We start from the raw sequence: 12,981 nt of genomic DNA on the forward strand, positions 1-12,981 counted from the left end.
TGGGTGCTGCGTTGTTGCGTCACGCCTATTCGTCATCCCGTTCGGGGAGCACGAGGTTGAGGATCACGCCGAGGATTCCTGCAAGTCCGATGCCGCCCATGCGGAACTCGCCGCCGAAGGGCAGGCTCATGCCGCCCATGCCCATGACCACCACCACCCCGACGATGGCCAGGTTGCGGGGCTTCATGAGATCCATGCGGGAGCGCACCAGGGCGTTCATGCCGACCACGGTGATGGCGCCGAAGAGCAGGATCATGATGCCGCCCATGACCGGCACGGGCACGGTCTGGAGGAAGGCGCCGAGCTTGCCCACGAAGGCCAGGGCCACGGCGCAGATGCTGGCCCAGGTCATGATCGCCGGGTTGAAGACCTTGGTCAGGGCCACGGCGCCGGTGACCTCGGAGTAGGTGGTGTTCGGGGGGCCGCCGAGGAGGGAGGCCATGGAGGTGGCCAGGCCGTCGCCGAGCAGGGTGCGGTGCAGCCCCGGGTCCTCGACGAAGTTCTTGCCGGTCACCGAGCTGATGGCCAGGATGTCGCCGAAGTGCTCGATGGCCGGGGCGATGGCCACGGGCACGATGAAGAGCACGGCCTGCCAGTTGAGCTCGGGGGAGACGAAGTGGGGCAGGGCGAAGAGCGGCGCATCGATCACGGCCTTGAAGGAGACGATGCCCATGGCCAGGCTCAGCAGATAGCCCGCCGTGATTCCGGCGAGGATCGGCACGAGCTTCAGCATGCCGCGCCCGAAGAGCGAGGCGACGATGGTCACGGCCAGGGAGAAGAGGGAGATGAGCAGCGCGGTGTTCTCGGGCACGAGCACGGCCGAGCCGTCGCCGGTCTTGCCCATGGCCATGTTCACGGCCACCGGCGCCAGGATGAGGCCGATGGTCATGATTACCGGGCCGACCACGATGGGCGGCAGGACGCGCTCGAGCACCTTGGGCCCGAAGCTTTTGATGAGCCCGGCGAGGAGCACGTAGACCAGGCCCGCGGCGACCAGGCCCGAGAGGGTCTGGGGGATGCCCCAGGTCTTCACGCCGTAGATGATGGGCGCGATGAAGGCGAAGGAAGAGGCCAGGAAGACCGGCACCTTGCCCTTGGTGATGATCTGGAAGAGCAGCGTGCCCGCGCCCGCCGTGAACAGGGCCACGTTGGGGTCGAGCCCCGTGAGCAGCGGCACCAGGACAAGGGCGCCGAAGGCCACGAAGAGCATTTGCGCGCCGAGGAGGGCGTCGCGCAGGCGGAAGACGTAGTTCGTGCTGGAGTGGGTGGACATGGTCGTCTCCGTCGTTTGTCGGCCTCGCAGCCGGTCTACTTGGTGCCGAATATCTTGTCCCCGGCGTCGCCCAGGCCGGGAATGATGTAGCCTTGCTCGTTCAGACGCTCGTCGATGGCCGCGACGTAGACCTCGACGTCCGGGTGCTGCTCCTCGAGCTTCTTCAGACCCTCGGGCGCGGCCACCAGGAAGATGCCCTTGATGGACGTGCAGCCGGCTTCCTTGAGCAGGTCGATGGTGGCCAGCAGCGTGCCGCCCGTGGCCAGCATGGGATCGAGGATCAGCGCGGTGCGCTTGTCGATCTCGTTGGCCAGCTTGACGTAGTAGCGCACGGGCTCGAGCGTCTCCTCGTTGCGGTAGAGCCCCACCACGCTGACCTTGGCGCCGGGGATCATGTCCATGACGCCGTCCAGCATGCCCAGCCCCGCGCGCAGGATGGGGACAACCGTGACCTTCTTGCCCTTGATGTGCTCGACCTCGACCGGGCCGGCCCAGCCCTTGATCACCGTCTTCTGGGTTTCGAAATCCTTGGTCGCCTCGTAGGTCAGAAGCCGGGCGACCTCGCTGGCCAGGGCACGGAACTGTTTGGTGCTGATGCCCTCTTCGCGCATGATGCCGAGCTTGTGTCTGACCAGCGGATGGTCCACAACGGTGACAGGCACGGAAGCCTCCTTGTGCGTTGAGTAATGCTAGTGATTCTGAAGAGTTGTTGTGGGAAGAAGACTTCCCTCTCGACCATAAGCTGACCGTATTTACTGGCCGGGAAGAGGGGGGTCAAGCCCCAAGAATGGGCGATGACGAAATAGCCGAAGCATGCCAAGATGGCGGTCCGGCGAAAGGCGCGCCGGGCAGGAACCGCGCGGCCGTGAAGCTGGTTGCGCAACAAGGACGGACTGCTCCCGGATGGCCGGATGCGGTCAAGGAAGGCACGACCCAGACATGATCCAGACGAGCGGCGACGACCGCGCCATCGAGAATCTCTATTCCGGGCGGGCTCCGGCCTCGGCGGCCGGAAAACGGCTGGACGCCGTGCTGGCCCGGTGCGTGGCCGGACTCGGCGTGTCGCGCGCCCGGGTGCAGGAGTTCGTGCGCCAGGGGCTGGCCCTGGTGGACGGCCGCGTGGAAGACAAGCCGGGCCGCAAGCTGGCCGGGGGCGAGATGCTCGAGCTTTCCGGCCGCGTGCGCGCTCCTGCGCTGCAGGCCGGACGCGAGGGCGTGCGCGTGCTCTACCGCGACGAGGCCCTGGCCGTGGTGGACAAGCCCGCAGGGCTGACCACGCATCCCGCGCCCGGCATCGACGAGGAGACCCTGGTCCACCGCCTGCTGCGCGATTTCCCGGAGATCGCCGCGCAGCACGAGGAGCGGCCGGGGATCGTGCACCGTCTGGACAAGGACACCTCCGGCCTCATCCTGGCCGCGCTCTCGGACCGCGCGCGGCTGAAGCTGTCCGAGGCCTTTGCCGAGCGCGCCACGGGCAAGGTCTATCTGGCCCTGGTGTACGGCGTGCCCGCGCCCGCCAAGGGCCGCATCGACGCGCCCGTGGGCCGCGACCCGGGCAGCCGCACGCGCATGGCCGTGGTCGCCAAGGGCGGCCGCCACGCGCTCTCGGACTATGCCGTGGCCTGGACGGCGCCGAACGGCCGCTTCTCCCTCGTGGCCGTGCGCATCCACACCGGCCGCACCCACCAGATCAGGGTGCACATGGCGCACATCGGCCATCCGCTGCTCGGCGACGCGGTCTACGGGCCGCGCCAGTGGGCCGAGATGCGCCGCGAGGAGCCGGGCCTGGCCAGGCTGGCCGCGCGCCAGATGCTGCACGCCTTCGCCCTGGCCTTTCCCCACCCGGACGACGGCCGTCCCATGTGCTTCCGTTCGCCGCCGCCCGCGGATTTCAGGCGCCTGCCGCTGCATCTTTCCCGCTTTGTGCAGCGCGTGGCCGTGGTCGGCCTGCCCGGGGCGGGCAAGTCCGCCTTCTGCCGCCTGCTCGGCCAGGGCGGGGCAGCGGTCTTCTCGGCGGACCGCGCCGTGGCCCTCGAGTACGAGCCCGGCGCGGACGGCTGGCATCTCCTGCGCGGCCGCTTCGGGGAGCGCTTCGTGCCCGGCGCTGACGAGCCCGTGGACCGCCGGGCCCTGTTTCAGGCCATGCGCGAATCGCCCCAGGTGCGCCGAGAGGTGGAGGAGATCGTCCACCCCCTGGTGCGCCACCGGCTGCACGCCTTCTATGCGCAGCACGCGGGCGCTCGCCTGGCCGTGGCCGAGGTGCCGCTCTTCCAGGAGAAGGGCTGGCGCGAGGAGGCCGACGCCGTGGTCTGCGTGCGCGCCGCGTCCGAGGTGCGGCTGGCCCGGGTGACGGCGCGGGGCCTCTCGCCGGAACTGGCCGCCTGGCTGGACAGCTGGCAGTGGCCCGACGAGCGCAAGGCCGCCGCGGCCGACGTGGTCGTGGTCAACGACGGCAGCCTCGCGGACCTATCGGCCGAGGCCGCGCGCGCCCTTTGCGAGCTTCGTGCCCTGCGTCGGGCGCGCATGCGTACCCTCGGGGAGCGCATCGCCGCCCTGTGGCGCGGCGAGGGCGTGCCTTTCCTCTCCGATCTCGCGGCCGAGTTCGCCTGCGAGTACATGACCGGTCCCGAAGACGCGGGCGATCCCCCGGACCAGGGCAAGGGGCCGGGCGCGTGATCCCCCTGCGGGACAGCATCCCCAACCTCAAGCCGCCGTTCGCCGCGTGGACCATCCTCGCGCTCAACGTGCTGGTCTTTCTGGGGGAGCTCAGCCTGCCGCGTCCCGTGCTCTTCGACGTGATGCACGTCTTCGGCCTGGTCCCCGCCCGCTACCTGGGGGCCCACTCCGTGATGTACACGACGAGTGCCGCCTTCGAGGCGCTGCCCTTCCTCACGCATATGTTCCTGCACAGCGGCTGGATGCACCTCCTGCTCAACATGTGGTCCCTGTGGATCTTCGCGGACAACGTGGAGGACGCCATGGGACCGCTGCGCTTCGTTGTCTTCTACCTCGTGTGCGGGCTTTGCGCCGTGGGCACGCACATGCTCTTCTTTCCAGGCTCCACCGTCCCGGTCATCGGCGCGTCCGGGGCCATCGCCGGGGTCATGGGCGCCTACTTCGTGCTCTATCCGCACAGCCGCGTGCTGACGCTCATCCCCATCTTCATCTTTCCGTGGATCGTGGAGATTCCCGCCGTCTTCTTCCTGGGGCTCTGGTTCGCCCTGCAGTTCCTCTTCGGCCTCGCGGGATCGGTCGGCAGGGGCGGCGGCGAAGGCGTGGCCTTCTGGGCGCACGTGGGCGGCTTCGCCGCGGGCATGGCGCTGATCAAGTTGTTCGCGCTGCGCGACCGCTGCGTGTACTGCTACAACCGCGATTCGCGGCGCTACGAGCGCGGGAGCTGAGGGCGGGCGGAGAAAAATCGGGACAATCGCGCCGCGCGCCTTGCCAAGCCGGAAAAAGTGCCCATAGTGAAGATTTGGGGTTGAAGCCCGGGGCGCGACAGGATATCGCCCCAGGACTTCCCCTTTTCCCCCGTTTTCCGTTTCCGCAGACGAGAGAGGAACACATGCTGCATATCGAGAACCTGCACGTGAAGATCGGTGAACGGGAGGTGCTGAAGGGCATCGACCTGCACATCGGACCGGGCGAGACCTTCATCCTCTTCGGCCCCAACGGCTCGGGCAAGACCAGCCTGCTGATGACCCTCATGGGCTTCGGCAACTACGAGATCACCGGGGGCCGCATCATCTTCAAGGGCGTGGACGTGACCCATGCCCCCACCCACGAGCGCGCCCGCCTGGGTCTCGGCATGTCGTTCCAGCGCCCCCCAACCATCCACGGCCTGCCCATCCACCACCTGGTGCGCATGTGCGCCCGCGGCCGCGAGGTCGACGTGGAAGACATGGCCAAGCGCGTGAACTTCGACCAGTTCCTGGAGCGCGACGTGAACGCCGGCTTCTCCGGCGGCGAGATAAAGCGCAGCGAGCTTTTGCAGCTCATGGCCCAGCAGCCTTCCCTGGTGCTCTTCGACGAGCCCGAGTCCGGCGTGGACCTGGAGAACATGGCGCTCATCGGCCGCGTGGTGCGCGAGCTGCTGCAGGGCGAGGACAAGCCCCGTCCCGACCGGAATCCGGAAGAGGTCAAGCGCGTGCGCGAGACCTCGGGCCTGATCATCACCCACACCGGCTACATCCTCGACTACATCAACGCCGACCGGGGCCAGGTGCTCTACAACGGCGTGCTCTGCTGCGAGGCGAGGCCGCGCGACATCCTCGAGCACGTGCGCAAGTTCGGCTACCAGGAGTGTGTGCGCTGCCTGGACAACTCCCTGGTCGAGCGCCTCCCCTAGCGGGGCCATCACAGAAGGAGCCGAAAATGAAGCCCATAAAGCTCGACAACTTCGAATTCACCGGCCACGAGGCCGCCAAGCTCGGCGACCTGCGGAGCCTCGACGAACACGACAAGGAGACGCTCCTGATGTCCGGCGTGGACGTGGAGGAGCAGGGCCGCAGCGGCAGCTTCCTGCACATGGACCACTCCGGCGCCTACTGTCATACCTCCCGTCCCGGCGTGGAGATCATGGACATCAAGGATGCCTTGAAGAAATACGACGGCCTGCCGGAATACTTCTGGAAGCTCATCGATCCCGAGAAGGACGAGGCCACGAAGAAGGCCAACGAGTACCTGCACGGCGGCTACTTCATCCGCGCCGAGAAGGGCGCCAAGATCGAGGAGCCGGTCCAGTCCTGCCTGTTCATCAAGGCCAACAAGGCCGGGCAGTCCGTGCACAACATCGTCATCGTGGAAGAGGGCGCCGAGCTGCACATCATCACCGGCTGCGCCGTCTCCAAGCATACCCAGGAAAGCGCCCACATCGGCATCTCCGAGTTCTACGTGAAGAAGGGCGGCAAGCTGACCTTCACCATGATCCACAACTGGGGCGAGAACGTCTCGGTGGTGCCCCGCTCCGCGGGCTACGTGGAGGAGGGCGGGCAGTTCCTGAACAACTACGTGCTCATGAAGCCCGTGAAATACCTCCAGATGTACCCGTCGATCACGCTCGGCGGCAAGGGCGCCGTGGCGCGCTTCAACTCCGTGGTCGTGGCGCCCAAGGGCTCCTACCTGGACATGGGCAACCGCGTGATCATGGACGCGCCCGAGACGCGCTGCGAGATCATCGCCCGGACCATCGCCTCGGGCGGCACGATCATCAACCGCGGCCACATCCAGGGCAACGCCGTCCCGGCCAAGGGGCACCTGGAGTGCAAGGGCCTCATCCTCGGCGGCGGCGTGATCCACGCCATCCCGGAGCTCGAGGGCACGGTTGAGGGCGTGGAGCTCTCGCACGAGGCCGCGGTGGGCAAGATCGCCCAGGAGGAGATCGAGTACCTCACCGCGCGCGGACTGGACGAGGAGGAGGCCTCCTCGACCATCGTGCGCGGCTTCCTGAACGTGGACATCATGGGCCTGCCGGACAAGCTGCGCGAGGTCCTGGACAAGACCATCTCCGAGTCGGAGAAAGATATGTTTTAGGTCAGGCCGTTGAAAACGCGGCATCTGCTGCGTTGCTGCGAAAAGCCCAGACCCTCGCGTAGGCGGACTACGCGTCGGGCCTGGGCTTTTCTTGCGCCTTGCATCTGCCGCGTTTTGAGCGGCCTGAATTGGGAGGGGGTTTTGAGGGCCGGGGGTGGATGCCTCCGGCCCTTTCGTTTGCGCAGGGCGGTTGACGGCGGCTTGGCTATCGCTTATCGTCGAAATACGATGAATACGAACGAGATCATCCGGACCATGCAGGCTGTCCCGCGGGCGGACGCTGCAGCGGCTTTGCCGCCGCTCGACGACGAGGCCTTCGCGCGCATCGCCAAGGCGCTGGGCCATCCGGCGCGCGTGGCCATCGTGCGCCATCTGGTGGCGGAGGGCAGGTGCGTGTGCGGCCGTATCGTGGACATCCTGCCCCTGGCCCAGTCCACGGTCAGCCAGCACCTGAAGGTCCTCAAGGAGGCCGGGGTGTTGCTCGGCGAGGTGGAGGGGCCGCGCATCTGCTACTGCGTGGACCGCGACCTGCTGGCCCGTTTCGCGGCCTGTGCCGCTGCGTTTCCGCTGCGTCCGGACGAATATCCGGGCGGATCGCCGGACGATGCACCGCAGCAGGGGAGAAGGGAATGAAGCCTCTGACCATCGAACCGTTTCAGGAGCAGTGCCAGGGGACGGACTCTCCATCCGTCGGCGTGCCAGGGCTCTCGGACTTCCGGGAGAGCGGAGGGGCATGCGCCTGTTCCGGAGGGTGTACGCCTGAACTTGACGTGCGTGCGCCTCAACCGGACGCGGCGCCCTGCTGAGGACCCAAGACGGAACTGCCGCCGGAGGCGGCAGGAGAGCGTCCCGGGTTGCGCGCCTGGCCGTTCGTCGAGGGCTGGATCGAGACCCCGGCGGGGCCGGTGCCGCGCGTGCGTTCCGCCTGGCGCGGCCGCGACCGCCTGGGCGCGCTGGCCGTGCGCCTCGGCATCGGCCGGGACTCGTACCGCATCGCCCCCGGGCTCTACGCCCTGGGCGCGGCCACGCCAGAGAGCCCGGTCCTCGTCACCTCCAACTACAAGCTGACCTTCGACACCCTGCGCCGCGCCCTGCCTGGGCGCGCCTGCTGGATCCTCGTGGTCGAGACGTACGGCATCAACGTCTGGTGCGCCGCGGGCAAGCGGACCTTCTCCACAGAGGAGGTCGCGGACCGGGTGCGCGCGGCGAAGCTTGAACAGGTCGTCTCGCACCGCCGCCTCGTCCTGCCGCAGCTCTGTGCGCCCGGCGTGGCCGCGCACCGGCTGCGCCGCCTGTGCGGCTTTTCGGGCGTCTTCGGGCCAGTCAGGGCCGAGGACCTGCCCGCGTTCCTCGATGCGGGCATGACGGCGGGCGAGGCCTTGCGGGAGGTGCGCTTCCCGCTTGCCGAGCGGCTGGCCGTGAGCTTCGTGGAGATCAGGGCCAACCGCAGGCTGACCCTGGCCGTGGCCCTTTGCTGCCTCGTGCTCGCCGCGCTCGGGCCGGGCGGGTTCACTGTTTCGGGCACGCTTCGGGCAGCGCTCGGCGGTTTCGCGGTCTTCGCCGCGGCCTTTGCCGCGGGCGTCTTCCTGGTGCCCGCGCTGCTCGCCCGCATCCCGGTGCGCGCCTTCGCCGCCAAGGGGCTCGTCGCGGGCGGAGCAGTGGGGCTCGCGCTCGCCTCCGTCCTCGCGCACGGCCTGCCCGATGGGCTGGCCGCCGTGTGCGCGGCCATGGCCTTCGCCTCGTGGTTCGCCATGAACTACACCGGCTCCACGCCCTTCACCTCGCTCTCGGGCGTGGATCGGGAGATGCGGCGCTACATGCCGCTGCAGGCCGGGCTCCTGCTCGCGGCCGTGCTGCTCTGGCTGGTGCCCTGCTGGTTTTCCATCGGATCGGGAGGCGCGTGATGCGGGAGTTCCGCCATTTCGAGAACGTCACCACCCTGGCCCTGGACCGCGCGGCGTGCGTGGGCTGCGGCGCCTGCGTCGCGGTCTGCCCGCACGCTGTCCTGGCCCTGGACGAGACCGGCAAGGCGCGGCTGGCCGACCCGGGCGGCTGCATGGAGTGCGGCGCCTGCGCCACCAACTGCGCGGCGGCGGCGATCACCGTCCGGCCCGGCGTGGGCTGCGCCCAGGCCATCCTGAACGGCTGGCTTTCGCGCCTGCCGTTTTTGCGCAGGCTCTCCGGCGCCGATTCCTGCTGTTCGTGACCGGCGCGGCCGCCGGGACTTGCCATGGGCGCGCGGCTGCTTATCTGGCGGAGTGCCGGGGCTGCTACCTGAAGATGAAGTAGACCGCGCCGCACAGGCACAGGCCCGCCCAGAGGAAGTCGAGCTTCAGCGGCTGCCCCATGTACCAGATGGAGAAGGGCGCGAAGACCGAGAGGGTGATGACCTCCTGCATGATCTTCAGCTGCGGCAGCGAGAGCTGCGTGTAGCCCAGGCGGTTGGCCGGAACCTGGATCAGGTACTCGAAGAGGGCGATTCCCCAGGAGACGAGCGCGGCGACGTACCATGGCCTGTCGGCCAGATTTTTCAGGTGGGCGTACCAGGCGAAGGTCATGAAGACGTTGGAGAGACACAGGAGAAGGGCGGTTCCGAGGACGACGGGCATGGCTGGCTCCGGTGCGTGGTGTGCCCCGCGCATGCGGGACGAGCCTGCTTAGGGCCGCGGCCCCGGCCTGTCAACGTGCCCGGCAGGCGGCCCCGGCCGGGCGTTTCGCGCCGCCCGGCGAGACGTTTTCCATCCGTGTGCCCCGGCAGCCTTTTTTGCGTTCGTAGCCCCCTTCGTCCCATTGCCTGCGGCCGCGCTTTCGGCTAGAGTGCCCGCGCCTTGGACGGGGTGGAACAGCACCCGCGGACCGCTGGGTCCGGCGTCACCCGTCGCGGCGGCTCCCGCCGTTCCTCAGGAACCTTCAACGCCTGCCAAACATGCCCAAACGCACCGACATCAAAAAGATCATGCTGATCGGCTCCGGCCCGATCGTCATCGGCCAGGCCTGCGAATTCGACTACTCCGGAACTCAGGCCATCAAGGCGCTGAAGGAGGAGGGGTACGAGGTCGTGCTCATCAACTCCAACCCGGCCACGATCATGACCGACCCGGAGTTGGCGGACAAGACCTACATCGAGCCGATCACGCCCGAAGCGGTGGTGAAGATCCTCGAGAAGGAGCGTCCCGACGCGCTGCTGCCCACCCTCGGCGGGCAGACCGGCCTGAACACGGCCCTGGCCGTGGCCGAGTCCGGCGCGCTCGAGCGCCTGGGCGTGGAGCTCATCGGCGCCTCGCAGGAGGCCATCCGCAAGGCCGAGTCCCGCCAGGAGTTCCGCGAGGCCATGGAAAACATCGGCCTCGCCGTGCCCCAGTCCGGCATCGCCCACACCATGGACGACGTACGCCGCCTGGGACACGAGATCGACTTTCCCCTCATCGTCCGCCCGGCCTACACGCTCGGCGGCACGGGCGGCGGCGTGGCCTACAACATGGAGGACCTCGAGGAGATCGCCCAGCGCGGCCTCGACGCCTCCATGAAGTCCGAGGTCATGATCGAGCGCTCGGTGCTCGGCTGGAAGGAGTTCGAGCTCGAGGTCATGCGCGACCGCACCGGGAACTGCGTGATCATCTGCTCCATCGAGAACGTGGACGCCATGGGCGTGCACACGGGCGACTCCGTGACCGTGGCCCCGGCCCAGACCCTGACCGACGTCGAGTATCAGAAGATGCGCGACGCGGCCATCGCCATCATGAACGAGATCGGCGTGGATACGGGCGGCTCCAACGTGCAGTTCGCGGTCAACCCGGAGAACGGGGAGATGGTCATCATCGAGATGAACCCCCGCGTCTCCCGCTCCTCGGCCCTGGCCTCCAAGGCCACCGGCTTCCCCATCGCCAAGATCGCCGCCAAGCTCGCCGTGGGCTACACCCTGGACGAGATCCCCAACGACATCACGCGCGAGACCATGGCCTCCTTCGAGCCGACCATCGACTACTGCGTGGTCAAGATCCCGCGCTTCACCTTCGAGAAGTTCGCCGGTTCCAAGGACGAGCTGACCACGGCCATGAAGAGCGTGGGCGAGACCATGGCCATCGGCCGGACCTTCAAGGAGGCCCTGCAGAAGGGCCTGCGCGGCCTGGAGATCGGCATGCCGGGCCTGGGCAAGGACTTCGACGAGCCGACCTGCGACCGCGAGGCGCTGCTCGCCAGCCTGCGCAAGCCCAACTCGCGCCGCCTCTTCGCCGTGCGCCAGGCCATGCGCTGCGGCTTCTCGGATGACGAGATCTACGCCGCCACCGCCATCGACCCCTGGTTCCTGCGCCAGATGCGCGAGATCGTGGCCATGGAGGAGCGGCTGAAGGAATTCGGCCTTTCCGAGTCCATCTCGCCCGACAACCCGAAGCTTCCGGCCCTGCTGGCCGAGGCCAAGGCCATGGGCTTCTCCGACCGCCAGCTGGCCACCCTCTGGAAGTGGGCCAGCCACGATCTGCGCCGCCTGCGCAAGACGCTCGGCGTGGAGCCCACCTACTACCTGGTGGACACCTGCGCCGCGGAGTTCGAGGCCTACACGCCCTACTACTACTCGACCTACGAGAAGGGCAACGAGATGACGCCGGAGGAGGGCCGCAAGGTCGTCATCCTCGGCGGCGGCCCCAACCGCATCGGCCAGGGCATCGAGTTCGACTACTGCTGCTGCCACTCCTCCTTCGCCCTGCGCGAGATGGGCATCCGCTCCATCATGGTCAACTCGAACCCCGAGACCGTGTCCACCGACTACGACACGTCCGACCGGCTCTACTTCGAGCCCCTGACCTACGAGGACGTGCTGAACATCATCGAGTTCGAGAAGCCCGAGGGCGTGATCGTCCAGTTCGGCGGCCAGACGCCGCTGAACCTAGCCGTGCCGCTCATGCGCGCCGGGGTGCCCATCCTCGGCACCTCGCCGGACGCCATCGACCGCGCCGAGGACCGCGAGCGCTTCAAGGCGCTGCTCGAGAAGCTCGAGCTGCTCCAGCCGGCCAACGGCATCGCGAAGTCCCTCGACGAGGCCCTGGCGATCGCGCGGGGCATCGGCTACCCCGTTGTCGTGCGCCCCTCCTACGTGCTCGGCGGCCGGGCCATGGAGATCGTCTACGACGATGCGGAGCTCGAGAACTACTTCCGCGAGAACGTGGTCGCCTCGCCCGAGCACCCCATCCTGGTGGACAAGTTCCTGGAGAACGCCATCGAGGTGGACGTGGACGCGCTGTCCGACGGCGAGGAGACCTACGTCGCGGGCATCATGGAGCACATCGAGGAGGCGGGCATCCACTCCGGCGACTCCGCCTGCGTCATCCCGCCGCACACCATCCCGGCCGAGCTGCAGGACGAGATCAGGCGCCAGACCAAGGCCCTGGCCAGGGAGCTCGGCGTGGTGGGCCTCATGAACATCCAGTTCGCCATCAAGGACGGACAGGTGTTCATCCTCGAGGTCAACCCGCGCGCCTCGCGCACCTCGCCCTTCGTCTCCAAGGCCACGGGCGTGCCCCTGGCCAAGCTGGCCACCCAGGTCATGATGGGCAGAAAGCTCAAGGAGCTCGACCCCTGGGCCATGCGCAAGTCCGGCCACATCTCGGTCAAGGAGTCGGTCTTCCCGTTCAACCGCTTCCCGGGCGTGGACATCCTGCTCGGACCCGAGATGCGCTCCACCGGCGAGGTCATGGGCATCGACAACGAGTTCGGCCTGGCCTTCATGAAGTCGCAGTACGCGGCCGGCCAGCGCCTGCCCACCGAGGGCACGCTCTTCATCTCGGTCAACGACCGCGACAAGGAAGCGGCGCTGAAGCCCGTGCGCCTGTTCCGGGACATGGGCTTCAAGATCGTGGCCACCAGCGGCACGGCAGCCTTCCTCTCGGGCCACGGCATCACGGCCGAGCCCGTGCTCAAGGTCTACGAGGGCAGGCCCAACATCTGCGACCTGATCAAGAACCGCCGCATCGACATGGTCATCAACACCGCGAGCGGCAAGAAGACGATCAACGATTCCCGCGAGCTGCGCCAGACGACGCTGCTCTACGGCATCCCCTACACCACGACCATCTCCGGCGCCTGGGCCATGGCCCAGGCAGTGAAGGCGCTGCGCGACTCCGGCATGTCCGTGCAGAGCCTGCAGGAATACTACAAGGGCTAGCCCCTTGGACCGGCCG

The 12,981-nt window shown here is 68.0% G+C and carries 11 protein-coding genes; 8 read left to right on the forward strand and 3 right to left on the reverse strand.

From position 1 onward, the window contains the following. Positions 1–25: 25 nt before the first annotated feature. Positions 26–1,273, reverse strand: a complete 1,248-nt coding sequence (locus tag DSX2_RS07760) for a uracil-xanthine permease family protein (protein WP_020880616.1) — start codon at positions 1,271–1,273, stop codon at positions 26–28. 35 nt (positions 1,274–1,308) lie between these two features. Next, positions 1,309–1,935 carry a uracil phosphoribosyltransferase gene (upp, locus tag DSX2_RS07765; protein WP_020880617.1) on the reverse strand — a complete coding sequence of 209 codons (627 nt, stop codon included), beginning with the start codon at positions 1,933–1,935 and terminating at the stop codon, positions 1,309–1,311. A 277-nt stretch (positions 1,936–2,212) separates the two neighbouring features. Here upp and coaE point away from each other — a divergent pair, with 277 nt between their 5' ends. The 7 genes from coaE to hgcB all read left to right on the forward strand — a co-directional run bounded on the left by coaE (position 2,213) and on the right by hgcB (position 9,011). Then, on the forward strand, positions 2,213–3,949 hold the full coding sequence (gene coaE, locus DSX2_RS07770; RefSeq protein ID WP_020880618.1) for a dephospho-CoA kinase: 1,737 nt from the start codon (positions 2,213–2,215) through the stop codon (positions 3,947–3,949). Further along, positions 3,946–4,674, forward strand: coding sequence for a rhomboid family intramembrane serine protease (locus DSX2_RS07775; protein WP_020880619.1), 729 nt, complete (start codon positions 3,946–3,948; stop codon positions 4,672–4,674). The genes coaE and DSX2_RS07775 overlap by 4 nt, the downstream gene beginning before the upstream one ends. 164 nt (positions 4,675–4,838) lie before the next feature. Continuing rightward, positions 4,839–5,621: an ABC transporter ATP-binding protein gene (locus DSX2_RS07780; RefSeq protein WP_020880620.1), complete on the forward strand. Its 783-nt coding sequence runs from the start codon at positions 4,839–4,841 to the stop codon at positions 5,619–5,621. A 26-nt stretch (positions 5,622–5,647) separates the two neighbouring features. Continuing rightward, a complete protein-coding gene (locus DSX2_RS07785) occupies positions 5,648–6,805 on the forward strand; it encodes a SufD family Fe-S cluster assembly protein (protein WP_020880621.1) in 1,158 nt (385 codons plus the stop codon). A gap of 228 nt (positions 6,806–7,033) precedes the next feature. Beyond that, positions 7,034–7,438, forward strand: a complete 405-nt coding sequence (locus DSX2_RS07790; RefSeq protein WP_020880622.1) for a helix-turn-helix transcriptional regulator — start codon at positions 7,034–7,036, stop codon at positions 7,436–7,438. Further along, the gene (hgcA, locus tag DSX2_RS07795) at positions 7,435–8,709 is read left to right on the forward strand and encodes a mercury methylation corrinoid protein HgcA (RefSeq protein WP_250697583.1); all 1,275 of its coding nucleotides are present in this window, start codon (positions 7,435–7,437) and stop codon (positions 8,707–8,709) included. Before DSX2_RS07790 ends, hgcA begins: the two co-directional genes overlap by 4 nt. Beyond that, positions 8,709–9,011, forward strand: a complete 303-nt coding sequence (hgcB, locus tag DSX2_RS07800) for a mercury methylation ferredoxin HgcB (protein WP_020880624.1) — start codon at positions 8,709–8,711, stop codon at positions 9,009–9,011. Before hgcA ends, hgcB begins: the two co-directional genes overlap by 1 nt. 64 nt (positions 9,012–9,075) lie before the next feature. On the opposite strand, the gene DSX2_RS07805 is transcribed toward hgcB, so the two are convergent. Then, entirely contained in the window at positions 9,076–9,414 is a 339-nt protein-coding gene (locus DSX2_RS07805) for a DMT family protein (protein WP_020880625.1), read from the reverse strand. Positions 9,415–9,731: 317 nt separating this feature from the next. On the opposite strand from DSX2_RS07805, the gene carB reads away from it, so the two are divergent. Next, positions 9,732–12,965: a carbamoyl-phosphate synthase large subunit gene (carB, locus tag DSX2_RS07810; RefSeq protein WP_020880626.1), complete on the forward strand. Its 3,234-nt coding sequence runs from the start codon at positions 9,732–9,734 to the stop codon at positions 12,963–12,965. Positions 12,966–12,981 lie beyond the last annotated feature (16 nt).

This window comes from Desulfovibrio sp. X2 (assembly GCF_000422205.1).
GTDB lineage: Bacteria > Desulfobacterota > Desulfovibrionia > Desulfovibrionales > Desulfovibrionaceae > Alkalidesulfovibrio.